This is a genomic window from Mariniflexile aquimaris, from assembly GCF_042676825.1.
Lineage (GTDB): Bacteria > Bacteroidota > Bacteroidia > Flavobacteriales > Flavobacteriaceae > Mariniflexile > Mariniflexile aquimaris.
In genome coordinates this window covers 386,388-412,882 of sequence record NZ_JBHTIB010000012.1, presented here as the reverse complement: position 1 = coordinate 412,882, position 26,495 = coordinate 386,388, and the positions used below count along the sequence as shown (strand labels likewise).

Here is a 26,495-nt window from a genome sequence, read left to right as displayed (position 1 = left end):
AATTAATATTATCTGATATTTTTTAATTTTTCTAAATTCACCACTTTAAAATTTTTGCCTTCTGCCTCAATTATGCCTTCATTTTTAAGAATTGTAAGCGCTCTAATAAAGGTTTCTGGTGCTATACCAGCTACGCTAGCCAAATCGCTTCTAGAAATTTTTATGGTTTCTCCAGACTTATAATTAAGTTTTTCGGCAAATCTTAATATCGTAACTGCTGTTTTTTTGTTCACCGAACTATACGCCATTTGCAATAGCTGCTCTTTTAAGGCGGCGATATTATCGGCGAGCATTTCTATAATTTCTAATACTACTTTGTGATTATTGTGAAGCAAATCTTTAAATTCCGCAATAGGAATGGCAAACAACTTGATATCTTCTATGGCGGTCGCAGTTTCTTTATAAGGTAAATTATTAATAAATGATGTAAAACCAAACAGATCATCAACTTTATACAAGGCTGTTACAAGTTCCTTACCTTGTTCGTCGATTTTATGGCATTTAACAGCCCCTTTATTTATGAGATATATAAAATTTGAATGATCGCCTTGTCGGTATATAATTTCATCTTTATCGAATTCAATAAGACTGCCATAATCATCAAAATAATTTTTTAAATCGTTAAGAGTTCTTATTTCTTCTTCTATAGGTTGTGCTTCAATAATATTAGCATTTTCTACCGAATTTATTAAAATAGACACTTTTGCTAATCGCCTTTCTATTACACTCAATAATTCTTCTTCGGTAAAAGGTTTCGTAATATAATCGTCTGCACCTAAATTCATACCCTTTCTAATATCTTCCGTCTGTGCTTTAACAGAAATAAAAACAAAGGGAATACAATTGGTTTTTTGGTTTTCAGACAGTATTTTTAGCACTTTATAACCATTTGTTTTGGGCATTAAAATATCGCATAAAATAATATCCGGTAGATGTTTTTCCGCTTTGGCTATGCCACTTAAACCGTTTGAAGCGGAAATCACTTTGTAGTTAGCAAGCTCTAATATCTCTGCGGTATTTTCACGCATTGCAAGATCGTCTTCTATGAGTAAAACCGTTTTCATGAGCTCGCTTTATTTGGAATAGAAACTGTAAAAGTTGTTCCTGAATCTTCTTTGCTTTCAAAATTAATTGTGCCGTTTAATTTTTCGAGATGACTTTTTACAATATTTAAACCAATGCCTGTGCCTTCGGTATCTGTAACGTTTTCGGCTCTAAAATAGCGTTCGAAAATATTTTTTTGATCTTTTTCTGGAATACCAATCCCGGTATCTTTTATTTTGAATATTGTATCATCATCATTTTGCTCTATATCTAAAAAAATCGTGGTGTTTTCTGGGGAATATTTTATGGCGTTGTGAATTAAATTTGATAATATTAATTCGATAACTTTTTCATCTTGATAAATGGATAAATCTTCAGCCTTCTCGGTGTATTTTATTTGCTGACCTTTCTTGATTAGCATGCGCGAATTGAAAATAACTTCGTCTACAATCTCACTTATTTTAAAATTTTTAAACTGATAATTTAACTTACCAGCATCAAACTTTTCTAGGGATAAAAAACTATTTAAAATATTATTTAATAACTGAGCCTTATCTGTAATGGTTTTTACGTGCTTATCTCTTTTATCTTGCTGTTCGGTTAAATTATACTTGCTAAGTAATAAAGCCGAAGTTAAAATAGCGCTTAAAGGCGTTTTAAATTCGTAAGATAATGAAGAAATAAACTTGTTTTTTAGCTGAATTACTTCAATTTCTTTATTCAAGGCCGCTTCAAGTTGTTGTGTGCGTTCTTTAACTATCTTTTCTAGTTTTGATGTATAGTTTTTACGTTCTGTAATATCTAAAATTATCGCTACAAAAACTTCGCGTTCGCCTAACTTAGAAAGTTGTAAATGCGTCTCAACAGGATACGTACTGCCATCTTTTCGTTGATGTACGGTTTCAACCACTAATTTTTCAACATTTCCATGTAGCAACACATCAATAATCGCTCTTAATTCTTTTTCGGTTTTATATGGTGTAATATCTATTGGCGTCATGGTTACTAATTCTTCCATGGTATAACCAAGATTCTTCTGGCCTCCATAATTCACATTAATGTACTTTAATGTCATGGCATCAAAAACATGAATTTCGTTTAAAGATTTATCAAAAATGGTAGATAAATGCTGAACTTCTTCTTCTTTAATCTTTTTTTCTGTGATATCGTTTTGTATGCCAATAAAGTTGGTAACCACACCAAAATCATCGAGTATTGGCATAATGTAAAGATCGTTCCAGAATAGTGTACCGTCCTTTTTATAATTCCGCAAGGTTGCCTGACAGCTTTCGCCATTCTTTATAGCTTCGCGAATTCGTTCTAAAGGTTCTTGATCGCGATCTGTACCATGTAAAAACCGGCAATTGTGATTAAGAATTTCATGATCATCATAGCCTGTTAAATTTTTAAAGGCGGCATTAAAATATATTACGGGGTTATCGGGCTTTAATGCATCGGTAATTATAATACCGTTTTTGGCAGATTCTAGTGCTCTGCCTTTTATCATGAGCTTTTTTTCTATGGCTTTTTTAACAGAAATATCATTTAATAATGCCATAGCATAATTATTATTGAAAATAGAAAATGGTATTAATTTAACTTCTAATTGAATTAAAGTTTCGTCTTTTTTTAAGCCAATAATACTTGTAGCTTCTTTTGTTTTTCGTTTTTTTTTAGATTTAAAAAAATCTTCGAAACGAATATTAAGACCTTCATGATATTTTGTTGGAAGAAGCACACTTAAGTTTCTAGAAATGAGTTCCTCTTTACTATAGCCAAAAATTTTTTCGGCAGAGGAATTCACTTCCATAATCATGAGCTGCTTATCAAATATTATAACAGCTTCGGATATGGTTTCTAAAAGGATTTTTGATATTTCTTCGTCTTGTTTAAACATTGAATATCTTTTTAGTGCAAGATGGATTAGCTGCGCTTTAATGTATGAATAATACGAACCAAAAAAAATGATAAAAATCATGTATTATTCGAATCACAACCTTTTAATACACACTAATTTAATTTAAAAAGTTAAAGCTTCAGAATTTGAAAAAGAAGCCAATTATCGTTAAATTTATAGTTCATGGCAGTAAGTGCTGCCGATAGCTTAATTAATTAAAATTTATAATTATGACTTATTATTTTAACACCACTGTTTCGGGAGATTTCGATGCCATTATTGAGCAGGTTACCCAACTGCTTCAAAAGGAAGGATTTGGTATTCTTACCCAAATAGATATACAAGAAACGCTTAAAAAGAAATTAGATGTAGATTTTAAGAAGTATAAAATTTTAGGTGCTTGTAATCCTCCATTCGCCTATAAAGCCTTACAGTCAGAAGATAAAATAGGCACCATGCTTCCTTGCAACATTATTGTGCAAGAACTTGAGCCTAATAAAATAGAGGTTGCTGCCATTAACCCTATGGTGTCGATGCAGGCGGTTAAAAACAGTCTGTTAGAAGATGTGGCCCAAGAAGTAAGCGGAAGATTAGAGCATGTTATAAAGCAACTTACTAAATAGATTTTATTTTATTTTGTTTTAAAACCACCTATTTTAATGAAACCAAAGTGATGAATATCATTTCGTAAACCCATGAAACATAGCACTTTTAATGTAATAACTTAAAAGAATTAGTCATGAAAAAAGGTGTAATTTTATTAGTAGTTTTATTTATAATTTCGGTTTTTGGTTACAGCCAGAACTTAGAAAACCTTGATTATGTTTCTCCACTTCATGATGGACTTATAGCCATTAAAAAAGACACTAATTGGGGATTTATAAATAAAGAAGGAAACATGGTAATAAATTTTAGAAATGATTTAGTAACCACAAAAAGTGATGATGGTGAATATCCTGTATTTAAAAATGGTAGATGTTTAATTACTAAAGAAACCAATGGTATTTTGTACTTCGGGTACATAGATGCTACTGGAAAAACAGTGATAGAACCTCAATTTTTAAACGCGTCAAATTTTATTAATAATGAAGCCCTAGCATTGCATGTAATGAAAAATGAAATAGGTAAAAATGATGTTTTAGCTATTAAAATGGTGAGCTATAGATATCATGAAGTAATTATTGATAGTAATGGCGAAATAAAAGAATACTTAACCCCAAAAGGATTTAGCATTGTATTAGACAAAAAGTATTTAAAAATACCTCCAAAAATTACTTCGAAAAGAATTACAGACCGCATGTATGCCGTTGTAAATGAAAGCAAAAAATGGAGCATCGTTAAAATTAATTAACAACAAGGTTTAAATGAAAGCAAATTTGAATTTAGGTAGTGTTTTTGGAATAAAAATAAAAGTCCACTGGACTTTTATTTTTTTAATTCTTTGGATTGTTTTTAGTGAACAACAAAGAGGTGGAAACACCAGTAGTATTTTATTTAATATTGCCTTAGTTTTAGCCGCCTTTGTATGCATATTTTTGCATGAGTTGGGTCATGCACTTATGGCTAAACGATATGGGATTCAAACCAAGAAAATAACCTTACTACCTATTGGAGGGATGGCTAGTTTAGAACGTATACCTGAATCACCTAAACAAGAATTATTAGTAACCGTTGCCGGACCTTTAGTCAATGTGGGGATTGCTATGATACTGTATTTTTTAATTCCAGTAAAGGAATTAATGCATTTAAACTTTACCGAAACATTCGATATGCTAAGCAGTTTTACGCTGCAGAATTTTTTATTTTATCTATTCACCGTCAATATTGCTTTAGTGGTATTTAATCTTATCCCTGCGTTTCCAATGGATGGCGGACGTATTTTAAGAGCCGTTTTAGCCTTAAAAATGAATCGTGTAAAAGCAACTCAAATTGCCTCTACATTAGGTCAAATTATGGCTGTAACGTTTTTGTTTATTGGGCTGTTATACAATCCTTTTTTAATTTTTATTGCACTTATTATTTTTTTAGGCGCTTACGGTGAGAATCAATTAGTTCAACATTTAGCATTACTAAAAGGCCATAGCGTAGAAGAAGCCATGATTACTCATATTACAACATTTAGTCCGGACGATTCCATAGATCTTGCCGTTAACAAAATAATTTCAGGAACCGAAACCAATTTTGTGATTCTTAAAGACAAGGTTATTATAGGTGTATTGTACCAGAAAGACATAATAGAAAACTCCAATAAAAATATTTTAATAAGCGATGTAATGAACACGTCGTTTAAAACGATAAAACATTCAGACGATTTAATAAAAGCATACAACCTTATTTACAGTGAAAAAATGCCTTTTCTACCAGTAGTTAATCAAGACAAATTAGTTGGTGTTATCGATGCCACCAACCTTAATGAATATATGTTGCTACAAGCCAAATTAGCCTATTAATTATGAGAATTATTTCCGTAGTAATCACATGTCTAGTACTTATATCGTGTTCTAAAAAAGAAGACAAAATACTTCCTAAAGAAACCCATCTCGTTGAATCGGTTTACTCATCGGTTACCATTCAACCAGATAGTTTATATCAAGTATATGCTATTGTATCGGGTATCTTAGATCAAAATTTAGTAACGGAAGGAGATATTATTAAAAAAGACACGCCTATACTTAAAATAATCAACAACACGCCTATTCTCAATACTCAAAACGCCAAATTAGCTTTAGATCTCGCGCTTGAAAATTATTCTGGAAGTACCACGGTTTTAAATGGTTTAAAAGATGACATTGAGACTGCAACATTGCGCTATAAAAATGATTCGATTAACTTTTACAGACAAAAAAATCTATGGAATCAGAAGATAGGTTCTAAAGTAGAATACGATACTAAAAAACTCAATTTCGAAATTTCAGCAAATAATTTAAAGACACTTAAAAACAACTATTCACGAACGAAAAATGAATTAATTACCGCCTTTAAACAAGCACAAAATAACTACCAGACCTCTTTAATAAACACCAAAGATTTTACCATAAAAAGTAAGATAAATGGTAAAATATATGCCTTATACAAAGAACCAGGAGAGATTGTAACAACCATGGAACCACTGGCATCTATTGGTAGTGCCAATAATTTTATTATTGAATTGCTTGTTGATGAAGTTGATATTGTCAGGATTTCAGAAAATCAGGAAGTGATTATAACTTTAGATGCCTATAACGACGATGTTTTTAAAGGCAGAGTTTCTAAAATTTATCCAAAAAAGGACAACCGTAATCAAACCTTTAAAATTGAAGCGATATTTAATAAAGCGCCCAAGATATTATATCCCGGTCTTTCGGGCGAAGCAAATATTATTATCGCAAAAAAAGATAATGTATTAGCCATTCCTAAAACGTATTTAATTGATAACAATAAAGTTAAAACGGACGAAGGAGTCATAACGATTGAAACCGGATTACAAAATTTAGAACTTATAGAAGTGCGCTCTGGAATTACCAAAAACACCTATATCTATAAACCAGAAAATGACTAACTGGAAAGTTATATTAACCATTGCTAAAACACATTTGCTTACTAAAATTAAGCAAACGGCCACCGCTTCACTCGGGGTAACTTTTGGTATTGGTTCGTACATTACCTTGGTTTGTTTTATGACGGGTTTAAATACGATGTTAGACGATCTAATTCTAAACCAAACTCCACATATTCATATTTACAACGAAATTAAGCCTTCAAAACATCAGCCCATTGGATTGTATGAAACCATGAAAAACAGTTTTAATGTGGTGCATTCTATTAAGCCTAAATTAAGTCAGAAGAAAATCCATAATGCCTTACCTATTATAAATTATTTGAATGAAGACCCCAATGTTAGAGGCGCCATTCCACAAATAAAAACACAGATTTTTTATATCGCTGGTTCCATAGAATTGGGCGGTAATTTAACGGGTATCAATGTACTTGAAGAAGCAAGATTATTCAACCTCCAAAACTACATTACAAACGGAACTCCAGAGTCGTTACACAACAGCGATAATGGCATATTATTAGGTGCAGGCATTGCAAAAAAAATGTCGCTAACTATTGGCGATCGTGTTCAAGTAAGCACTATAAACGGCGATGTTTTTCCGCTTAAAATTGTTGGGTTATACCAAAGTGGCATTTCAGATATTGATGCCATTCAAAGTTTTACAAACATAAAAACCGTTCAACGTATTTTGGGGGAAGCCGAAAATTACATAACCGACATTAATGTTAAGCTTTATGATATCAATCAAGCCACAGCCTTATCTAAAAAAATAGAGCAGCAATTTAATCTTACTGCCATAGACATTAAAACTGCTAATGCACAATTTGAAACGGGCACCAACGTGAGAAACCTTATTACTTATGCCGTTTCGATAACCCTTTTAATAGTCGCTGGATTTGGTATTTATAACATTTTAAACATGCTGATTTACGAAAAAATGAATGATATCGCGATTTTAAAAGCCACGGGGTTTTCGGGTAAAGATGTACAATATATTTTTATGAGTCAGGCAATGATAATTGGATTTGTAGGCGGTATTTTAGGCTTAATTTTAGGCTTTGGTTTGGTTAATTTTATAGCCACCATTCCGTTTAAAACAGAGGCTTTACCAACCATAAAAACCTATCCAATAAATTTAGATCCTATGTATTTTGTCATTGGGTTTACTTTTGCCTTGTTTTCAACCTTTTTAGCAGGCTATTTCCCATCAAAAAAAGCAAAAAAAATGGATCCAGTAAACATTATAAGAGGCCAATAATATGAATAATGTACTAGAAGCAAGACATATTAATAAATATTTTAAAAAGCCTACCTTATATCATGTTTTAAAAGATATAAACTTTGAAATAAAAAAAGGTGAATTTGTATCTATTATGGGAAAATCTGGTTGCGGAAAGTCAACGTTATTATATATTCTTTCTACCATGGATACCGATTACGAAGGAGAACTTTTATTAAATAATGAATTAATAACAGGCCAAGACAGAGATTATCTTTCGCATATAAGAAACAAACATATTGGGTTTGTGTTTCAGTTTCATTACTTGTTATCGGAATTCTCGGTATTAGAAAACGTGATGTTACCAGCCAAAAAGTTAGCAGAAAAATCAGAACAAGAAATTAAACAGGATGCCATCGAAAAACTAAAAATGCTAAACATAGAGCATTTAGCAAACAAACGCGCCTCGAATGTTTCTGGTGGCGAAAAGCAGCGAATTGCCATTGCTCGTGCGCTAATCAATAATCCGTCGATTATTATGGGCGACGAACCTACTGGTAATCTGGATAGTTATAATTCTGAAAATGTTTTTAATATTTTTAAGCAATTAAGTGCAGATCATAATTTATCGCTGTTAGTTGTTACTCATGATGAAGATTTTGCTAAACGAACCAATAGAATTATTACGATGGAAGATGGCAGGATTATATCTTAATTAATTATAAATACTGATTCAAAATAATTTATAGAAACAAATTATATAAACTGATTTTTCTCATATGAATTAACTCATAGTACTTGTATTTTTATAAAAATCGAAAATGGCATGCTTACATTTAAAAATTACAATATTGCCGATTGGTTTTCATTTTATAGAATTTTTGCCGCTCCATTTTTATTAGTTTTAATTTGGTTAGACCTTCAATTAATTTTTACCTGGCTTTTATTAATAAGCTATTGTACCGATGCTATTGATGGTTTTTTAGCCAGAAAATTAAAAATAACAAGCCCCAGAGGTTCACAATTAGACTCTTTTGGAGATCAGGTAACTTTTATTATCGGACTAATTGGATTGTTTTATTTTGAAACTGATTTTATTACCACAAACCTGTTAATAATCTTAGTGGCATTTGTTCCATACATTATACAAATGCTCATTGCTTATATTAAATATGGCAAAGCCACGGCGTTTCACACCTATTTAGCTAAACTCAGCGCCATTATTCAGAGTATTTTTATTTTATGGTCGCTATTTTTTAATCCGGAGTATGTGCTTTTTTATGTGATGATTGTTATTGGCGTGCTGGAAACTTTAGAAGAAATAGCACTCATTTATATGTACGACCAATGGGCTTCGGATGTAAAAGGCATTTACTGGGCATTACGTGACAAAAGACGCTTAAGAAAATCCAAACACTAACACAAACTAATGCTATGCGTAGTTTTTCCTTATTTACAATTTTGCTATTGTGTTTTGCTATTCTTTTAGTTGATGTTATTGCTTTTTACTGGCTACAATCCATAACAACCCTTATTAGCTCTCCCCTATTAAAAACTGCTATCCATTTGCTTTTTTGGGTTTTTACCATTGGTTTAATTGCGGCGATACTTATTCTTAAATTAACTCTAGACAACATCAATCCTAGACGAAAACAATTGCTTATTTCTTCGTTATACGGACTTACAGTTTCATCCTTTATACCCAAAATAATATTTGTAATAATTATTTCCATATTGTTTTTTACTAAAACGATAGTTCCCGAAAACGTATCACTTATAATCATACCCACAATAGGGTTATTTTCAGGGTTTTTACCCTTTTTTGTAATTGTTTACGCCATTTTTAAGGCCGTTTATCATTTTAAAATTTACCACCAGAACCTACACTTTAAACATTTACCAAAATCGTTTGAAGGCTTGAAAATTGTACATATTTCCGACATTCATCTTGGCGGGTTTAATTATCGTTTTAAAATCCTTGAGAGAGCTGTTAAACAAATCAATGAATTAAAACCAGATCTTATTGTGTTTACTGGAGATTTAGTGAATAATTACGCCTGGGAATTAATTGGTTGGGATAAAATTTTTAAACAATTAGAAGCTAAAAAAGGGAAATATGCGGTTTTAGGAAATCATGATTATGGCGATTACAGTCAATGGGAATCGAATGAAGAAAAACTTAAAAACTTCAATGAAATTAAGCATTTTTTTAAAAAAATAAATTTTAAACTTTTACTAAATTCTTCGGACATTATTGAAGTTAACCAAGAAAAAATAGCGGTTGTAGGCGTAGAAAATTGGGGCTATCCTCCATTTAAACAATATGGAAATTTAGAGGATGCTATTAAAAATGTTAAGAACATTCCATTTAAAATATTACTTTCCCACGATCCCTCGCATTGGGGTGAAGAAGTTGTTGAAGCAACTAACATAGCACTTACGCTTTCTGGTCATACACACGGTATGCAATTTGCCCTAAACTATAAGGATTTTAAGTGGAGTCCTATAAAATATAAATTTAAACACTGGGTTGGTTTGTATAGAAATAAAGAACAATATCTGTATGTAAACCGAGGTTTAGGATGGTTAGGTTTTCCAGGAAGAATTGGGATGCGCCCAGAAATTACCTGTATTAAATTGCTTTCTTAAATTGTTATTCATGGCCATGCTTATTATTAGAATTTACACTTTGGTATAATGCAATATCAAGAAAACCAAACCAAAGAATATATGCTAGAAAAGTGAATTTTTGAATAACTGGGAGTGCTATTAAATAAGAACCTGTTTCATAAATATAATAGTTAATCAAAAAAATAATCAGGCAAAAAATTCCGAAAGCAGCTAGTTTATAAAAGCTATTTTTAAAAAGCTCAACAAACAATGTAATAAAAGCAATAACGCCCAACACGCCTGCAATTCTAACAATTAAATCGTGCGTGCCAATAGCAAGAAACAAAATGGTGATTAGGGCGAGTATGCCACAAATCTTCATAATAATTAAGTTGACACTCTTGTAAATAAAAAGTCTTGGTAAATGATACCACAAAATTATTAAGCTAATACACAACACAAACAATCCTGTACGCGCTAAAATTCGAGCAGTATTTATCTCCCCATTTACGGCATAAAAATCTAGTAAATCACATAAATAGTTATTCCAAAAACTAAATCCGTGTTGACTTAAAATTGACCAAGAACCTCCGGGGTAAACCAATGCAGCTAAAATATATAACAGAATAAATACTCCCATTCCAAAAATGGGGAATAGCAAAAAGTAAGGTCTTTTAAAGAAGCTAAATTTATTCATCTAATAATGTTTTTTTCAATTATTCATTATTTACAAAAATTAAGATTTTTATAGCTGATGCTGAATGATTTATATCATTGTGCACTATAAACTGGTATACTATTTTTAAGTTATTAATTTAAAAAAGGAAGTTATGAAAACTCTAAAATTATTATCGGTAATTTCTTTAATATTTCTTTCGGCCTGTGTAAGTCAGAAAAAATACTTAGATATGGAAAACAGCTATAATAGTTGTAAAGATGACTTAAAAACAGTTCAAAGTAATGTTTTAGTTCTAGAAAATAGCTTAGCTAACGAAAAAAATAATACTAATGCTATGGAACAGCAATTAGAATATTTTAAGAGCACAAACACTAATTTATTGCAAAGATTATCAGATTTGTCGGTTATAAATATATCTGGTGCAGAAAGTATTAAAAAATCTTTAGATGCTTTAAATCAGCAAAATAAATACATTAAAGATTTAACAAGCTCAATGCAACGAAAAGACTCTCTTAATTTGGTTTTGGTAATGAATTTAAAACGCTCTTTAGACGTGTTTGATGATGAAGATATTAAAATAGAAGTTAAAAAAGGTGTGGTTTATATTTCGTTGTCTGACAGAATGTTATTTAAATCTGGAAGTTTTAAAATAAATAATCAGGCAGAATTCGTTTTAGGAAAGATTGCTAAAATAGTTAACGACCATAAGGAGTTAGATATTCTTGTTGAAGGACATACAGACAATGTGCCCATTTCAACAGAATGCATTATGGACAACTGGGATTTAAGTGTTAAAAGAGCAACTTCTATTGTAAGGTTAATGCAAAGTAAATTTGGAGTTTTACCAGAAAGAATGACTGCTGGCGGACGCTCTGAATACATTCCAAAAGAAACCAATACAACAGAAAAAGGAAAAGCACTAAACCGAAGAACTGAGATTATAATTCTTCCTAAATTAGATCAATTTTTTGAATTATTAGAACCTCCAACTAATAGCAATCAATAAGTGTTAATTGGTTTTATTCGGTGTAAATAAGCCCAAAACTAACTAGTTTTGGGCTTATTACATTTAATATAAAATGACTTTAAATTTGAATAAAAAAGTATCTCTAATATCCTAATTTGTTTTTTTGGTTAGGGACTTCCCATTTTATAATTTCTTTTAAAAATTCATCTACTTTTTCAACAATTAATTTTTCAGAAATGTCTTTTGGGTTATAAATTCCCAGTTCCATACTGCTATCTTCAAGCGAAGTTTGGTCGTTTAACGGAAATAAAATTGTTACCGCTACATTACCATTATACGATTGAGAAAACACTAAAGCGCCACCTTGAAGAAACTGGTAATTAGCCAATTCGTTAGTCTGCTCAATTAATTCTACTGGGAAAGAATCAAAAATAATGTTGATGGCATCTTTGGCGCCTATCCAGTCGAGTTCTTGCACACGCCATCCAATTTTATACTTATCTACAATAGCATTCAGCGTGTTTCGTAACAAGGTTTTTACCTCGCTTTTCCATAATTTCTTCTTATCAACAACAGTTTCAATCGAGTTTTTATAGTCGTTAATACGCTCGTTTAAATATTCTATATTCATATCTGTAGAATTATTGTTCCAATTTCTTAAGTTCTCGTTTCTCTTGTCTTTCTAACTTCCTAAAATAACTTCGCGTTAAAAAATTATGCTTTAAGGCCTCCATATTTTGATTAAACTTATCGGTTCCTTCATTAATATTTTTAAGCGTAGATTTAAGGTCTTTAACCAAGCTTGTATCTTTTACAATATAATTATAGGTACCCTTACTTTTGTTAAAGTCGTTCACTGCCGTATTAATATTAAACAGCATTGTTTCCATCTCTTTACTTGAAGTTTCAAGATTTTTAACCGTCGATTTTATTTTTTTTCCAGAAATTGAATCGTTTAATAACATACCTAACACAGTAGATTTGTTGGTTCTTAAAGATGTTACAATTTGATTTATTTCGTTTAAAGTGTTCGAAGCACTTTGACTTGCCGTTTGTAAGTTGGTGATGGAATGCCTTAAGTCTTTAGCCATAATGGTATCATTTAACAACAGTGCTAAAGTGCCTTTCCCTTTTATCATGGCCGTTGTTATTTTAAGTAAATCTGACGTTAATATAGCGGCATTTTCTGTACTTACACTTAATGTACTCAATATATCTTCGGCACCAATTTTACTATACGACTGGATGATATCGCCATTGGCTATCACGTCATCATAACCCGTGCCTGGAAGAATATTAACAATCATATTTCCTACCAGCCCATCAGAACCAATAGTGGCTATCGCATTTTTTTTAATGTAGGATGTTATTTTTTCTTCAACACTCATATCTACTTTTATGGTTGAATCATTCACCATTTCAATATCCTTAACGGTTCCAATATTGATTCCAGAATACCTAACATTATTCCCTTTTTGTAAACCATGAACATTTTGAAAATAGGAACTAATCGTGAATGTTTTTTTAAACATATTCTTTTTTTGCCCAATAAGGTATACTGCCAACACAAATAAAATCGTGCTGATAATTACAAACAGTCCTAACCTTATTTCTTGTGATTTTGTTTTTTTCATTGACGTTATTTTACTGTTTAAAAAATGCCATTATTTTCGGGTCGGTAGAAACAGAAAGTTCTTTAAACGTTCCCTCGGCATAATTTGTTCCATCTATTAATAATATCATCCTGTCTGATATAACTCTTGCGCAATCTACATCATGCGTAATGATGAGCGACGAGGTGTTATATTTTTTTTGAATAACCTGCATTAATATGATTATTTCTTTAGCTGTAATCGGGTCTAAACCGCTTGTTGGCTCATCGTACAAAATAATTTTTGGTTGCAAAATAAGCGTTCTGGCCAATGCCACACGTCGCTGCATACCTCCAGATAATTCTGCTGGCATTAAATCGATAGCATGTGCCAAACCAACATTTTGTAACGCTTCGATAACTAACGCTTCTGTATTTGCGTTATTTTTAAATTTTTTAGAATGCCGTCTTAACGGAAATTCTAAATTTTCACGAACGGTCATCGAATCGTACAAGGCACTTCCCTGAAACAAAAAACCAATATCTGCACGCAAAATATCTAAGGCTTCTTGGTTTAGTTTGGTAATATCTTTATGCATCACGGTTATCTTTCCGCTATCGGCTTCCATTAAACCTACCAGACATTTTATCATGACCGACTTACCGGATCCCGATTTGCCCATAACCACTAAATTCTCGCCTTTGTACAATTTCAAATTGAAATGTTTAAGTACGTGGTTATCTTCAAAACTTTTATTCAAATCTTTAAGCTCCAACACTATTTCGCGAGCTACTTCGCGGTTATCTTTCTCTATTATAGCGCTATCTTCTTTCATAAATCATAAAAAATATCGGCAACAAACACTGCGATAAAATCAATTATAAAAAGTAATAATGACGCAAATACCACAGCAGAATTTGCCGCTTTACCAACACCGGCGGTTCCTTTTTTACAATAATACCCTTTAAAACATCCCACAAGCCCAATGGCCAATCCAAAAAAGAATGTTTTTATTGTTGCAGGCACAATATCGCCAAACTCTAAGGTGTCAAATACCTGATTAAAATATAGTTTAAAAGACACATCTCCTTTTATATTTTCTACCAAATAAGAACCGTATAAGGCAATGGCATCTCCTAATATCACCAACAACGGAATCATTAAAGTAGTGGCCATAACACGAGTTACAACGAGGTATTTAAACGGATTGGTACCCGACACTTCCATGGCATCAATTTGCTCTGTAACGCGCATAGAACCCAGTTCTGCCCCTATACCAGACCCTATTCTACCGGCACAAACTAAAGCAGTAATCATGGGTCCAATTTCTCTTACAATAGAAACGCCTACCATAGAGGGCATCCAAGAAACGGCGCCAAATTCCATAAGCGTTGGCCTTGTTTGCAAGGTTAATACTAAACCAATAATAAAACCTGTAATGCCCACTAAAAACAACGATTTGTTGCCCATATTATAACATTGCCGCCCTAATTCTTTCCATTCAAAAGGACGCCTAAATGCTTCATTAAAAAACCGGGATGTAAAATAAGCGAGTGCTCCAATTTCTTCAAAAAAGGTGTTTAAACGTATTTTTATATTGTTGAAAACTAACATAATAAAAGTTTATACATAAATTAAAAATACTGAAATATTATGAGTTATCAAATGATAATAATCATAAAGCTAGACTGATATAAATCATTGTAAACAATAGATTTTATTTAGATATTTAATACTATAAAAACAAAGTAATCATGAAAAATAAGCAGGACATTCAATTTGTTGATAAAGTTATAGGAGCACTTAGAAAATCTGCTACAGAGTTAGAGGAATTTCAAGTTAAAGCTGCCTTAGGAAAAGCCGAAGCGCAAGATAAGTATGAAGAGGTTAAAAAGAAATTTAATCTATTTATACACGAGAGTGAGTTTAAAATTAAAGGTATTAAAGATAAAATAGTTGAACTTAATACCAAGTTTGATGAACTTCGTGTACAACTGGCTTTAGGAAAGGCAGAAACGAAACAAGCTTTTAAAAAGCAAAAAAAAGATTTGTTAAAAATACTTCATGATATTGAAGTTAAAATTAAAACCAATGAAACTTTAAACAGAATGTACGCGTTAACATTAATTGAAATTGAACAATTTAAAATTCAGTTAGAGATTTTAGAACAAAAATTTAGTAAAGAAAAAGAAGACGCAAAGGATTCGTTTGAAAAAGGAAAAAGTGAGTTTAATTCATTCATAGACCGGTTTAAAAGTAAATATGCCAAGAAAAAAGAAGAAACAAGACTTGAGCATTTTCAAAATGAAATTTCTGAAGCCTTTAATCATTTTAAACAAGCGTTTTCAAAACCTTAAATCTTTCTAATTTATAAGTAAAAAGCACAATTAACATTGTGCTTTTTTTATATAATTTATGGCTTATTACTCTAAAAAAACTTAATAGTCATAATCACCCTTATTTAAATTAGATACCAATCCATAACTTAAAATACCAGCGAGTATAAAACAAATAATTCCTAAAACGGACATACCTTTCCAGAGCGGGTTAATTTTATAAATAATAAATAATGACGCTCCAATAATAAGAGCTGCAATAATAAGGGCTGAAATTAATTGCTTGGTTATTCTTAGAAGCGAATGCACCATAGGATCTATTCCTTTATGGGTTAAATCTACTTGAATTTTTCCAGAGTTAATTTTGCGTATGGCATTCTTTAAATCTGTTGGAAAATCTTCCATATAATTTGCCAGTTCTACAACAGAATTTAGCACCTTAGCTCCCACTTTAATTGGGTTATACCTCTGTGTTGCACTTTTACGCAAGTAAGGTGTTACTATTTCAAATTGATCTAAGTCAGGGTCTAATTTTTCAATAACACCTTCAATAGTTACTAACGATCTGGCAAAAAGGAAGAAATAGGTTGGAACTTTCAAACCGTGTGCAATAATAATGTCTTTTAATTCAAGTAGAATGGTACTCATTTCATTTTCATGAATATCTCTAACATAATATTTTTCGACAAATTCATTAATATCAATCTCCAAATCGCGCATGTCTGTTATAGGCGCATTGTTGGATAGCTTGTGGATGGCCTTAATAATTTTTTTAACATCCCTGTTGGTTATGCTAATAAATAACCTGCCAAAAATGGAAATATCTCTAGGAAGCATACTACCCATCATGCCAAAATCTAAATAACAAATATGGTTATTTGGCAATACTAATAAATTGCCTGGATGCGGATCGGCATGAAAGAATCCATATTCAAAAATCTGTTTGTAATAACTAATGGCAAGTCTGCGGGCAATAATTTTTGTATCAATTTCTTTAGCCTTTAACTCATTAATTTGATCTATTTTAATCCCGTTAATAAACTCTAATGCCAATACCTTGTTGGTGGTAAATTCTAGATATACTCCAGGGGCTTTAGCAAATTGATCAATAGAATCATCTTTTTTTAAATTGTTATAAAATCGTTGCACATTGATTGATTCATGGATAAAATCAAGCTCCTTCATTATAGAACTTTCAAAATTTTTAACCAATCCAACAGGATCAAAACTTTTTAATGATGGGATGCGTCTTTCTAAAACTTCGGCTATTTTATACATTACCTTAATATCTTCAACAATCACATCGTAGATACCCTCTCGTTGAATTTTAAGGGCGATGCGTTTACCCGAATGCAATGTAACCTTATGAACCTGTGCCATTGATGCCGACGCAAAAGGTGCTGGTTCAAACCAAGCGAACAAATTTTCTACGGTGTCTTTTAATTCGGTTTCCACAACTTTTTTAGCCGCTGCTTCAGACATTGGTGGCACGTTGTCCTGAAGTTTTTCCAATTCAAAAGTTAATGCCAACGGAATTAAATCTGGTCTATTACTTAATATTTGTCCGAATTTTATAAAAGTAGGTCCTAATTCCTCACAAACCAATCGCATTTTAGCCCATTTGCTATATTTTGCCACTTGTTTTCTGGTGGAACTCGGTATTAATTTTTGAATAAAAGTATATTGCTTATTTTCCTCTAAATAATGAACCAAATCTTCAAACCCATATTTTATTAGAACCCTAAGTATTTGATTATACCTAGAGATTGATTTAAAACTGTTCCGTATATTAGTAATTAGCCCCATTTTTTAAGCTTCCAATTTATTAAGTCGAGCTTCTAACAAGGCTACGCTTGATTCTAGTTTTTCAAGTTTAATATTTAAAGCCTTTAATTCGTCTGTATGAGTTACATTTATTTTTTTATAAAATTGAACAACCAGCTCTTCTATTTTTTCATTAAGTTGTTCTTTTAACTCATTAGTTTTATTAATAATTTGATCTACAAACTCAATTTCGTTGCCATTTTCATCTAATTTAGAATCAGACATCATTTTGTTTAGGTTATCTTTTCCTTTTTCGGAATATTCATTTAATTTTTCGAGTAAATGAGTATCTCTAGCTAAAACGTAAATGCTAGAACTTAATGTGATTAACTCTATAAGGGTTTTAGTTTTCATAATTGTATGCATTTAACTTAAACTAATACTAAACTTATAACCAATTATTTGAAATTACTATGATATTAATCATTTACAATTAGGTAGTAATGTTATATTTTTAATTGAATTAGTTAAATGCATTAAATAATAAAATCATGATTACCAATTCTATAGCAACAATAATGACAAAAAATGTGGTAAGTGTTACCCCAGAGCAGCATATTTTAGATGTAAAACATATTTATGAGAAGAAAAACTTCCATCATCATATTCCTGTTGTTGACAATAACAAATTAGTTGGCATAATAAGTTTGGTAGATTTTATGTACCATATAGCAGGCGCTGGCATGAATGATAATAACCCCATTTACAAAGAGTTAAACGTTAAAAACATTATGTCTGAAAAGCCATTTTCTATGCCTGTAACTTCAACTATTAAAGACGTAACTATAGTATTGGCCAAAGGTAAATACCATGCCATTCCAATATTAGATAACGACCGATTAGTAGGTATTGTATCGACTGCAGATATTATTAAATATTTCCTTAGTGAAGCTAAATAACTACTACCTAAAAAATTCTACACATTAAAAAGAAAGGCTATTTTCAAATTAATTTGATATGTCTTAAATTGCTGATATTTTAATAATTTAAATAATGAAAATAGGCTTAATATTGTCTGGTGGTGGTATGCGAGGTGCCGCTCATATAGGAGCTATCAAAGCATTAGAAGAACATGGCATCATTCCAACACACATTGCTGGAACAAGTGCAGGCGCTATAGTTGGCGCTCTTTATGCTTACGGCTACAACTGGGAAGATATTTTAAAGTTTTTTAGAGAAGTAAATATACTTGACATTAAAAAATACGCTTTAAATAAACCCGGTTTTATTGATGCTGAAAAGTTTTACCCTGGTTTTAAAACTTACTTAGAAAATGATGATTTTTCAGTTTTAAAAAGGCAACTTAGCATTACTACAACCAATATCTTAAACGGTAAATTAGAAATATTTAATAACGGGGAATTGATAAAACCTGTTTTAGCTTCGGCGGCCATACCTGGAATATTTTCTCCTGTAAAAATTAATGAATCCTATTATGTAGATGGCGGTACTTTAAATAATTTTCCTGTGGAAATTTTAAAATCTACCTGCGATGTAATTATTGGTATTTATGTAAATAGCTTCGATTCCATTACCATCAAAGAGCTCAAAACATCTATAAATGTTATTGAAAGAGCTTTTATTATAAAATCGGTAGACGAAGATTCTAAGAAATTTAAAGATTGCGATGTAATCGTGTCTCCCCAAGGATTAAATAAATTCGGAATTTTTGATAAAAAATACCTGAATGAAATTTTTAACATAGGCTATGAAGCTGCTAATAAAGCCTTAGAAAAAAAGAACATAATTTTATAAAAAGCCGTTTTATACTGATGGTTATCATTTTAGTTTTTTACTTCAAAACATATCTTTAAGAGATGTAAAAAATGAAAAAATGAAAACGACACTATATATTCAAAATTTAAAATGTGAGCATTGTAAAACAATTATACTGCAAGAGCTATCAAAGCTTAAAAACATAACCAATGCTTTTATAAAAAGCCAATACGCAACTATAACGTTCGAACATTTATATCCAGAAGATGTCGAAAAAGTAAAGCAAACGCTTTCAAATATCGGATACCCACCTTTTGGCGAAAAAAACAACTTTATTAAAAAACCAAATTCAAGTTCGAGTTCGAGTAAGGAATTATCAAAGTAATTTTTAAAAACTTAAGCGATGCTAACTAAAATATACCATTCTATACTTTTTCTACTACTGCTGGTAGTATTAAAAAGTTTTTGTGGTATTGGCAATAAAAATAACCATAAAGCGGCATCCAAAACTTTACCAAAAATTAGCTTAAATACCAGTGATCGGGTGCTGCCTGTTTTAATTGATAAAGACATTAGCATAAAACATTATTTCCAATTTATAGATTCTATTGTTGAAAAATATAATGCCACAACACCATACGAACTCACAGAACATCTTTTAGTAAGAGCTAACCCTTGGATTATAGATACGTTAAAAAACACCGATTATTACACTATGAAAGACAAAGGTGTTTTTGTTTATAATCAGAAAGACATGCTGGTTTTCCATAAAGGTGATATTATACATTTACCCGATTTAGAGTTAGCGAACCGAATTAAGCAATCTTTTGCAAACACTTTAATCGACATAAATATTCCAGAATATAAATTACGCATTTACGACGATTCGTTGATGCTTTACGAGTTTGTGGTTCGTGTGGGTCGCGATGAAAAAAAGTATCTTAAAATGGCGGGAAGAACCATCGATTTAAAGACAAAAACTGGTAAAGGTTCTATAGTAAGACATATTCGCAATCCTGATTATTACAACCCCGTAAATGGTAAGCGCTATTATGTAACCCGAAGAGATGATAACGAGGTTACCAAATTACCTCAAATACCGTTTTTAGAAACCGAAATTAATGGCGTAAGAAACGGTCAATTAATTCATCCAACAACCAATCCAGTTACACTTGGCAGAGCGTATTCTAATGGCTGTATAGGCACAAAAGAAGGCGATGCTTGGGTTATTTATTACCACGCCCCTATTGGAACGAAAATTACTATTCGATACGATTTAAATGTGGTTAATAACAACCAAGAAAACATAGTCTTAAATGACATTTATGGCTTTATTAATTGAAATTTTAATATTTTGTTTACGGTGAAATGCAATCACACAAAAAGAAATAAAGTACTTTAAATTTGGTGTAAAATACTTCTATTCCTGATGCAAGTCGTTCCGATACAGAATTAAACTTTCCTTTATTTATAAGGGTTTACAAAATATGAGGTACAAATGACCTCGGAAACTCCACGGAAATTAGCACTTGCTAATCAAATATAATAATTCGTATTAAATTAATTTTTTTTCTCAAGAATAAAATTTAAAAAGACTTCAACGGTTTCCGAAACTTTGTCGCTAACTATTTTTGGTATTTTAATATTAAAATCGGAAGCCTTTACTTTGAAGCTTCCCGACATTTTTATTAAATCCCCTTCTTTAGATACTTTTAAAGGAATATATTCCAACTTTTTACTTATACCATGAAACGTTAAAGTGCCACTGATCTTAACTAATGAATTAGACTGTAATTTATCGATAGTAAAATCTTCTAAATTTCCTTTAAAAATAGCTTTTGGGTATTTATCAGATTCTGCATAATTTTCATTAAAATGCTCTTCCATTAAAGCATTTTTAAACCGAAAACCCTTAACCAAAACTAATGCGGCAAATTCTCCGCTGTCGGTATCAATTATAGCTGTTACAGACTTATTTACGGCTTTTACTTCCTCAAAAGAAGACACAGAAGCTTCAAAGACAACCTCTCCTGTTTTAGTTATATATTTCGTTTGTGAAAATATATTAAGACTTAAAAAGAGTATAAAATATGCTATTGTTTTTTTCATTTTGAGTTTAATTTAAATGTTAAATCAATACGAAATGCTTTTAATTCTCTAGCAAACCATCATCTAACCATTTTTGAATTAGGTCTCTATTGGCTTGAGACATCAAACCGCCCGTTGGCATTGGATTATTAGCATTGTTTATTCTATTAATTAACCCTCTTGATTCTACGGCATTTTTTACTTGACTATATGTTGTTAAAGACATTGGAGCGCCATTTGTTGGTGGATTGCCATGACATGAAATACAAAACGAAGACATGATACTTTTTACATTGCCATTATAAGTAACTTTACCAGATGGGTTAGGGTTCGGATTTGGGTTAGGTGTGGGTGTGGGTGATGTGTCATCGTCACTTCCACTGGAACAATTAAATAATAAAATAACTGTTGCAAATACGTAAATTAAATTTTTAAATTTCATAGCGTGAGTTTTTAAATTAATATTTCGTTTTTATAAGCATTATTTGTTTACAAGGCGATACTAAAAAGTTCTACTTAGGTTAAATCCAAAGTAAATATTACCATCAGTCCAGTCGCCAGTTGCTTGACCTAAAAAGCCATTGGTGTTCATAGCTTGTGCATTGGTAAAGTGCATTTGAAAAACATGACCACCAGTTTCCAAATCTAAGCCAAGAGATAATGGGTTTTTAAATGGTGAATTACTAGCTCTATTTAAATGCCAACCGTAATCGGCGTTTACAGACCATCGTTTTCCTAATTTATAACGTCCACCAATCCCTAAAGCAAATTGAGAATTATCTTGTTCTTCGATTAAAACATAGTTATCATGAAAAAATGTAGGTACTAATTCAACAGATAAATTGGTGTTTAACTTTCTAGAAATTAACAGTTGTGCAGCGTATCCTAAACGATCTTTAAATGTTATTGACGGTACATCGTTTTCATCTAAAGCTGTATTGATTAAAAGGTCGTTAAAGCCAACAATTGTAAAAGGAAATCCATTTTTCTCTTGTCTAGCAAGCCTATATTTTAAAGAAGCTTCGTAAGTTTTTTGAAACGAACTTCTCGAAACACCAATATTTAGCCCTTCTGTTATACCGTATACAAAATTGAGCCTAGTTACGGCATCATCAAGTCCGAAAAACGTGTTTATTCCATTTTTAATCGTACCAAATCTGTGCGATACGATAAATGTTAATTGTTTATTTGCTACTAACTTCGTTGATTCAAAATTTACAATTTTCAAACCTTTAAATGAAGCTATTTCATGTTGATAATTTGTTGTGTCTGTATCGATTTCTTTTAATAAATCATCTTGTGTATAAGCTAATAAAGGAAAAATTGATAAGATAAATATTGCGATAATTTTCATAAGTTTAATGCTGTTTAAATTGTGGTTATTGCTTTATAAATCGTTTCGTTTTAGAAAAGTTATTAGCTGATATTTTTAAAATATACATGCCTTTACTCCATTTTGAAATATCTATTTGACTTTCTAAAGCATTGCTTGAATAAATTTGTTTTCCCAATAAATCAAATACTGCAACATTATCTACCTTAACACTTGGTAATATTTTTAGTTGAATAAAGGCATTGGCTGGATTTGGCGATATTGAAAATTCATTTAATCGAAAATCGTCTAAGCTTAAAGTTGTTGCAGCTTCGATAACATCAACATCTAAAGTAGCCGAAACAAGCTCTCCTTCCCATGCGGGAGTTGTGTTACTTAAAATACGCATAGTAGTAACATTTTGTAATGTTTGGGAAATGTTTGTTCCTCCTACCAGTGTAAAGTTAGCGGCGCTAATGGGAATTGTTACATCTGTCCACGAACTTCCACTAGTAATAACAACTGCATTTGTGGTGCAAATTCTCCCTCCAGTTCCATCAAAAGCGATTCTTAAATTTAAAGAATTTGTTGACGCTTTGGCTTTAAATTTTATAGCAGCTATACTTTGAAGCGTATAATTGCCAGCCCATTGGTTTTGATTAAACATCACCATTTTACCTCCTGCTCCAAAACTTCCACTCGATACATTCCTTAAAAAATTGTCGTTGGCTCCATTTGGTCCTCCAGTAGAAATATTAACAGGAGGGTTTGGAGAAGACGATATACCTCCGCCTTCTTCCCAAGATTGTACTGTGCCATTTTCAAAATCATCAATTTGACCTGCAACTACCTGCGCTAAAACCGATGTTGAAATCACTACTGAAAAAATAAAAAATAATGTTGTTTTCATATTTTTTGATTTTTAGGATTAATCAATAATAATGCATTGGTCTAGTTTTACCTGTTCTAACAAATCATCATAACCTATAAAACGACCCTTAATTGTAACATGCTTAGTATTCAAATTTTCTTGAATTTTGTTAGAAAATTGACAAAATACTTTTCCATCTATAGTGATGTTTTGTACATTTTTGTCCGAAACATTACCATTTACTTCTATGGTTTTATTTAAATATTTATTTTCAGATGACAGCGGATCAATTTCAAATTCATTCGCAAGATCCAAAGCTGAAATTTTATATATAGAAGTTTCTGCTGCTATATCTCTGTGGTCTTGATATACATATCTGTAACTTATAAATGCAACAACACATAGCAGTATTAGAATTAACCATTTTTTCATAGCTTTTTTATTTTTTTAAACTGCTTCAGCTTTTAAACTGAAGCAGTTTAGCTAGTAATCAAATGTTCATTAACACTTAAATTTACATTTGAATATTGAAATTTTTCTTTTTCATTAAGTATTACTACTAGCTTATATTTTTTCAAAAGTTAAAGTGTCTGTGCCTCCGTTGCCTCCACTTACGTGTATTAGTTGAATTTTTGTGGAATTATACAATTCAATATCCCAATCTTCAGTTAAATCATCATTAAAATTTGCTGGCGTAGCAAAGTAGATGTTAAAATCAATATCGCTGTTACTATTACTATCATCATTGCCATTGCTACTATCTGTTACCGACCAGGTTCCATTAAAGGTGTTACTGCCATTGCTTGCAGTTAAAGTTCCGTTAGAATTGAAAGTAAAGCTATAACCTGTAAAATGACTTGTTTCATCTGTACCAGAATCAATAAAACTAGTTATTCGCCATGAACCAGATTGAACGGTAGCCTTAATTTGATTAATTTCAACACTATTGTCATTTGTGTTTATATCATCATCTTTTGAACAAGTAGATGACATTAGAGAAAAACTTAACATTATTAATAATCCGTAAATAAATTTTGTGCTCATTTTCTTTTTTTTAGGGTTTGTATTATTTATTTAGTTGCATTTATTTTTATAGCGCATTCTATCATTTTCACCAACTCTTAAATCAATTTTGGTTTCGGTATATTTTGATATTTCGTGCAAAACCCAATTGTTATTGCAATAAGGTAATTCGGGAATATTTATGGTAACTATTAAACTATTTCCAGCTCCTGTAGTTGTGTAAGTGCCATAATCTGTATTGTTTGCGTAATAGGCAGAAACGGTTCCATCGGCACGAAAATTAAAGGTATAGTCATCATAATAGTCATCATAATCATTTCCATAACGTTCTAACTTATCAATAGTCCAACCCGAACAGTTGGTTAAAATGTTAAGTAATTGATCTTGGTTACATTCATTACAATCGTCGTCATTATAATCGTAATCATCATCTTCATCACAATTATCATTGTAAGTTTCAATTATCTCTTTTAATTCATTGAGATTGATTATTGTTAATTGCGTGCCATCATATAATCTTACGTCGATGGGGAATTTAATAGTAACAAAATCAGTACTTCTTAAATTGCTAATAAAGCTATATAACTGAATATCTGAAGTAATAGTAATGCTTTCTATAACTTCATTGTTTGTGTTGTATCGAGAAGCTGTTATTGGGTAATTAAAATCTAAGCATTCTATATCGTCATCAATTTCATTTTCACCATTACAGGTGCTTGAATAATTAGATAGCTCAGTATAATTATTGATTGTTACATTCGTAAAATCTCTAAGAATAATGGTAATTGGAAAAGTAATGGTTAAAGTATCAATATCATCATCATCGTCGTCAAAAATGTATTCAATAATTTTATAATCTTCTTCCGTATTTATTGTAATGCTATTGCCGTTTGCCATTACAGTAATAGGCAATTTTAAATTAAAGCAATTGGCTTTATCTATGATATTATCGTTAGACCCATCATTGGTAGACGTTTTTTGCATTAAACTGGCAATCGAAGAATTAGCAACCAATACTTCATCTTCAGGTGCTTGTATAGATTCTGTTTCTTCGGTTCTGCAAGAAGTAATAAATACCAATGTTGTTATTAAGAGGTAAAAGATAACTTTTTGAGCAATTGTTTTCATAATTTAGAGGTCTTTACAGAAGCTTTTATTAATTAAACAACTAGAATTATAAAACTCCTGAATTTTTTTAATAAATTTTTTATATAACTTTAATGCACTAAATAAAATACTTTGCCAAAAGAACTTAACGACCATATTTGCGAAGACAAGGTTTTTGAGCGTGTTTATAATAAATACTCACAAGACTTGTTCAATTTTTTATACTATAAATATGGTTCGCAAATAAACCCTAACGATGTTTCACAAGATGCGTTTATAAAGCTATGGGATAATTGTAAAAAGGTTAGTTTAAGTAAAGCTAAATCATTTTTGTTTACCGTTGCCAACAATTTAATGTTGAATGAACTTAAACATCAAAAAGTAGTTTTAAAATATCAGAAAGAAAAGCCGAAACATTACACCAATGAATCTCCAGAGTTTATTTTGGAAAAACAACAGTTTTTACAACGCTACCAAAAAGCATTAGAAAATTTAAACGAAGAACAACGCATCGCCTTTTTATTGAATAAAGTGGAAGGGAAAAAACATAGCGAAATTGCCGAACTTTTAGGGGTTACACAAAAAGTGGTGGAATATAGAATTTATAGTGCCTTTAATAATTTAAAAAAAGAACTAGAAGGCTTTAAAATAAAATAATCAGGAGATTTTAGATTG

General features: G+C 31.2%; 31 protein-coding genes. 15 read left to right on the top strand and 16 right to left on the bottom strand.

The features are described 5' to 3' along the window. Positions 1–8: 8 nt before the first annotated feature. Together ACFQ0I_RS09830 and ACFQ0I_RS09825 are read right to left on the bottom strand one after the other, a co-directional pair. Complete coding sequence (locus ACFQ0I_RS09830; protein WP_379941746.1) at positions 9–1,064, bottom strand: response regulator; 1,056 nt, start codon at positions 1,062–1,064, stop codon at positions 9–11. Then, complete coding sequence (locus ACFQ0I_RS09825) at positions 1,061–2,941, bottom strand: sensor histidine kinase (protein WP_379941744.1); 1,881 nt, start codon at positions 2,939–2,941, stop codon at positions 1,061–1,063. Before ACFQ0I_RS09825 ends, ACFQ0I_RS09830 begins: the two co-directional genes overlap by 4 nt. 230 nt (positions 2,942–3,171) lie before the next feature. Here ACFQ0I_RS09825 and ACFQ0I_RS09820 point away from each other — a divergent pair, with 230 nt between their 5' ends. From ACFQ0I_RS09820 to ACFQ0I_RS09785, 8 genes are all read left to right on the top strand, one after another. Beyond that, positions 3,172–3,564 carry a DUF302 domain-containing protein gene (locus ACFQ0I_RS09820; RefSeq protein ID WP_379941742.1) on the top strand — a complete coding sequence of 131 codons (393 nt, stop codon included), beginning with the start codon at positions 3,172–3,174 and terminating at the stop codon, positions 3,562–3,564. Between the two features lie 116 nt (positions 3,565–3,680). Next, on the top strand, positions 3,681–4,292 hold the full coding sequence (locus ACFQ0I_RS09815; protein WP_379941740.1) for a WG repeat-containing protein: 612 nt from the start codon (positions 3,681–3,683) through the stop codon (positions 4,290–4,292). Between the two features lie 13 nt (positions 4,293–4,305). Continuing rightward, the gene (locus ACFQ0I_RS09810) at positions 4,306–5,391 is read left to right on the top strand and encodes a site-2 protease family protein (protein WP_379941738.1); all 1,086 of its coding nucleotides are present in this window, start codon (positions 4,306–4,308) and stop codon (positions 5,389–5,391) included. A gap of 2 nt (positions 5,392–5,393) precedes the next feature. Continuing rightward, positions 5,394–6,479 carry an efflux RND transporter periplasmic adaptor subunit gene (locus ACFQ0I_RS09805; RefSeq protein ID WP_379941736.1) on the top strand — a complete coding sequence of 362 codons (1,086 nt, stop codon included), beginning with the start codon at positions 5,394–5,396 and terminating at the stop codon, positions 6,477–6,479. Further along, positions 6,472–7,734: an ABC transporter permease gene (locus tag ACFQ0I_RS09800; protein WP_379941733.1), complete on the top strand. Its 1,263-nt coding sequence runs from the start codon at positions 6,472–6,474 to the stop codon at positions 7,732–7,734. The genes ACFQ0I_RS09805 and ACFQ0I_RS09800 overlap by 8 nt, the downstream gene beginning before the upstream one ends. A gap of 1 nt (position 7,735) precedes the next feature. Next, on the top strand, positions 7,736–8,410 hold the full coding sequence (locus ACFQ0I_RS09795) for an ABC transporter ATP-binding protein (protein ID WP_379941731.1): 675 nt from the start codon (positions 7,736–7,738) through the stop codon (positions 8,408–8,410). 111 nt (positions 8,411–8,521) lie between these two features. After that, positions 8,522–9,115 (top strand): CDP-alcohol phosphatidyltransferase family protein, encoded by a 594-nt coding sequence (locus ACFQ0I_RS09790; protein ID WP_379941729.1) that lies wholly within the window; start codon positions 8,522–8,524, stop codon positions 9,113–9,115. Positions 9,116–9,129: 14 nt separating this feature from the next. Continuing rightward, the gene (locus ACFQ0I_RS09785; RefSeq protein WP_379941727.1) at positions 9,130–10,344 is read left to right on the top strand and encodes a metallophosphoesterase; all 1,215 of its coding nucleotides are present in this window, start codon (positions 9,130–9,132) and stop codon (positions 10,342–10,344) included. A 4-nt stretch (positions 10,345–10,348) separates the two neighbouring features. On the opposite strand, the gene ACFQ0I_RS09780 is transcribed toward ACFQ0I_RS09785, so the two are convergent. Continuing rightward, positions 10,349–11,002 carry a hypothetical protein gene (locus ACFQ0I_RS09780; RefSeq protein ID WP_379941725.1) on the bottom strand — a complete coding sequence of 218 codons (654 nt, stop codon included), beginning with the start codon at positions 11,000–11,002 and terminating at the stop codon, positions 10,349–10,351. Positions 11,003–11,135: 133 nt separating this feature from the next. On the opposite strand from ACFQ0I_RS09780, the gene ACFQ0I_RS09775 reads away from it, so the two are divergent. Further along, positions 11,136–11,990, top strand: coding sequence for a flagellar motor protein MotB (locus tag ACFQ0I_RS09775; protein WP_379941723.1), 855 nt, complete (start codon positions 11,136–11,138; stop codon positions 11,988–11,990). A gap of 103 nt (positions 11,991–12,093) precedes the next feature. On the opposite strand, the gene ACFQ0I_RS09770 is transcribed toward ACFQ0I_RS09775, so the two are convergent. From ACFQ0I_RS09770 to ACFQ0I_RS09755, 4 genes are read right to left on the bottom strand one after another with little or no spacing between them, the layout of a single operon-like run. Then, positions 12,094–12,582, bottom strand: coding sequence for a hypothetical protein (locus ACFQ0I_RS09770; RefSeq protein ID WP_379941721.1), 489 nt, complete (start codon positions 12,580–12,582; stop codon positions 12,094–12,096). A 10-nt stretch (positions 12,583–12,592) separates the two neighbouring features. Next, a complete protein-coding gene (locus ACFQ0I_RS09765) occupies positions 12,593–13,585 on the bottom strand; it encodes an MlaD family protein (RefSeq protein WP_379941719.1) in 993 nt (330 codons plus the stop codon). Positions 13,586–13,595: 10 nt separating this feature from the next. Beyond that, positions 13,596–14,378: an ABC transporter ATP-binding protein gene (locus tag ACFQ0I_RS09760; protein ID WP_379941717.1), complete on the bottom strand. Its 783-nt coding sequence runs from the start codon at positions 14,376–14,378 to the stop codon at positions 13,596–13,598. Beyond that, positions 14,375–15,157, bottom strand: coding sequence for an MlaE family ABC transporter permease (locus ACFQ0I_RS09755; protein WP_379941715.1), 783 nt, complete (start codon positions 15,155–15,157; stop codon positions 14,375–14,377). Before ACFQ0I_RS09755 ends, ACFQ0I_RS09760 begins: the two co-directional genes overlap by 4 nt. A 140-nt stretch (positions 15,158–15,297) precedes the next feature. On the opposite strand from ACFQ0I_RS09755, the gene ACFQ0I_RS09750 reads away from it, so the two are divergent. Next, positions 15,298–15,900: a hypothetical protein gene (locus ACFQ0I_RS09750; RefSeq protein WP_379941713.1), complete on the top strand. Its 603-nt coding sequence runs from the start codon at positions 15,298–15,300 to the stop codon at positions 15,898–15,900. An 81-nt stretch (positions 15,901–15,981) separates the two neighbouring features. Here the strand turns inward: ACFQ0I_RS09750 and ACFQ0I_RS09745 are convergent, their stop codons facing one another. Together ACFQ0I_RS09745 and ACFQ0I_RS09740 are read right to left on the bottom strand one after the other, a co-directional pair. Beyond that, positions 15,982–17,685 (bottom strand): ABC1 kinase family protein, encoded by a 1,704-nt coding sequence (locus tag ACFQ0I_RS09745; RefSeq protein WP_379941711.1) that lies wholly within the window; start codon positions 17,683–17,685, stop codon positions 15,982–15,984. Between the two features lie 3 nt (positions 17,686–17,688). Continuing rightward, on the bottom strand, positions 17,689–18,057 hold the full coding sequence (locus tag ACFQ0I_RS09740) for a hypothetical protein (RefSeq protein ID WP_379941709.1): 369 nt from the start codon (positions 18,055–18,057) through the stop codon (positions 17,689–17,691). Between the two features lie 137 nt (positions 18,058–18,194). Here ACFQ0I_RS09740 and ACFQ0I_RS09735 point away from each other — a divergent pair, with 137 nt between their 5' ends. From ACFQ0I_RS09735 to ACFQ0I_RS09720, 4 genes are all read left to right on the top strand, one after another. Beyond that, a complete protein-coding gene (locus tag ACFQ0I_RS09735; RefSeq protein WP_379941706.1) occupies positions 18,195–18,602 on the top strand; it encodes a CBS domain-containing protein in 408 nt (135 codons plus the stop codon). Between the two features lie 94 nt (positions 18,603–18,696). Then, complete coding sequence (locus tag ACFQ0I_RS09730) at positions 18,697–19,458, top strand: patatin-like phospholipase family protein (protein ID WP_379941704.1); 762 nt, start codon at positions 18,697–18,699, stop codon at positions 19,456–19,458. A gap of 79 nt (positions 19,459–19,537) precedes the next feature. Then, positions 19,538–19,804: a heavy-metal-associated domain-containing protein gene (locus tag ACFQ0I_RS09725; RefSeq protein ID WP_379941703.1), complete on the top strand. Its 267-nt coding sequence runs from the start codon at positions 19,538–19,540 to the stop codon at positions 19,802–19,804. Positions 19,805–19,822: 18 nt separating this feature from the next. Next, entirely contained in the window at positions 19,823–20,761 is a 939-nt protein-coding gene (locus ACFQ0I_RS09720; protein WP_379941702.1) for a L,D-transpeptidase, read from the top strand. Positions 20,762–20,979: 218 nt separating this feature from the next. Here the strand turns inward: ACFQ0I_RS09720 and ACFQ0I_RS09715 are convergent, their stop codons facing one another. From ACFQ0I_RS09715 to ACFQ0I_RS09685, 7 genes are all read right to left on the bottom strand, one after another. Continuing rightward, positions 20,980–21,528, bottom strand: coding sequence for a YceI family protein (locus ACFQ0I_RS09715; RefSeq protein ID WP_379941700.1), 549 nt, complete (start codon positions 21,526–21,528; stop codon positions 20,980–20,982). Between the two features lie 40 nt (positions 21,529–21,568). After that, a complete protein-coding gene (locus ACFQ0I_RS09710) occupies positions 21,569–21,949 on the bottom strand; it encodes a cytochrome c (protein ID WP_379941699.1) in 381 nt (126 codons plus the stop codon). A 60-nt stretch (positions 21,950–22,009) separates the two neighbouring features. Further along, entirely contained in the window at positions 22,010–22,861 is an 852-nt protein-coding gene (locus tag ACFQ0I_RS09705) for a DUF5777 family beta-barrel protein (RefSeq protein WP_379941697.1), read from the bottom strand. Between the two features lie 25 nt (positions 22,862–22,886). Then, on the bottom strand, positions 22,887–23,729 hold the full coding sequence (locus ACFQ0I_RS09700) for a T9SS type A sorting domain-containing protein (protein WP_379941696.1): 843 nt from the start codon (positions 23,727–23,729) through the stop codon (positions 22,887–22,889). Between the two features lie 18 nt (positions 23,730–23,747). After that, positions 23,748–24,122, bottom strand: coding sequence for an OB-fold protein (locus ACFQ0I_RS09695; RefSeq protein WP_379941695.1), 375 nt, complete (start codon positions 24,120–24,122; stop codon positions 23,748–23,750). A 132-nt stretch (positions 24,123–24,254) separates the two neighbouring features. Beyond that, complete coding sequence (locus ACFQ0I_RS09690) at positions 24,255–24,734, bottom strand: hypothetical protein (RefSeq protein ID WP_379941693.1); 480 nt, start codon at positions 24,732–24,734, stop codon at positions 24,255–24,257. A gap of 30 nt (positions 24,735–24,764) precedes the next feature. Then, positions 24,765–25,841: a hypothetical protein gene (locus ACFQ0I_RS09685; RefSeq protein WP_379941690.1), complete on the bottom strand. Its 1,077-nt coding sequence runs from the start codon at positions 25,839–25,841 to the stop codon at positions 24,765–24,767. Positions 25,842–25,952: 111 nt separating this feature from the next. Between ACFQ0I_RS09685 and ACFQ0I_RS09680 the strand changes: the two genes are divergently transcribed. Further along, entirely contained in the window at positions 25,953–26,477 is a 525-nt protein-coding gene (locus ACFQ0I_RS09680; RefSeq protein ID WP_379941687.1) for an RNA polymerase sigma factor, read from the top strand. Positions 26,478–26,495: the final 18 nt, after the last annotated feature.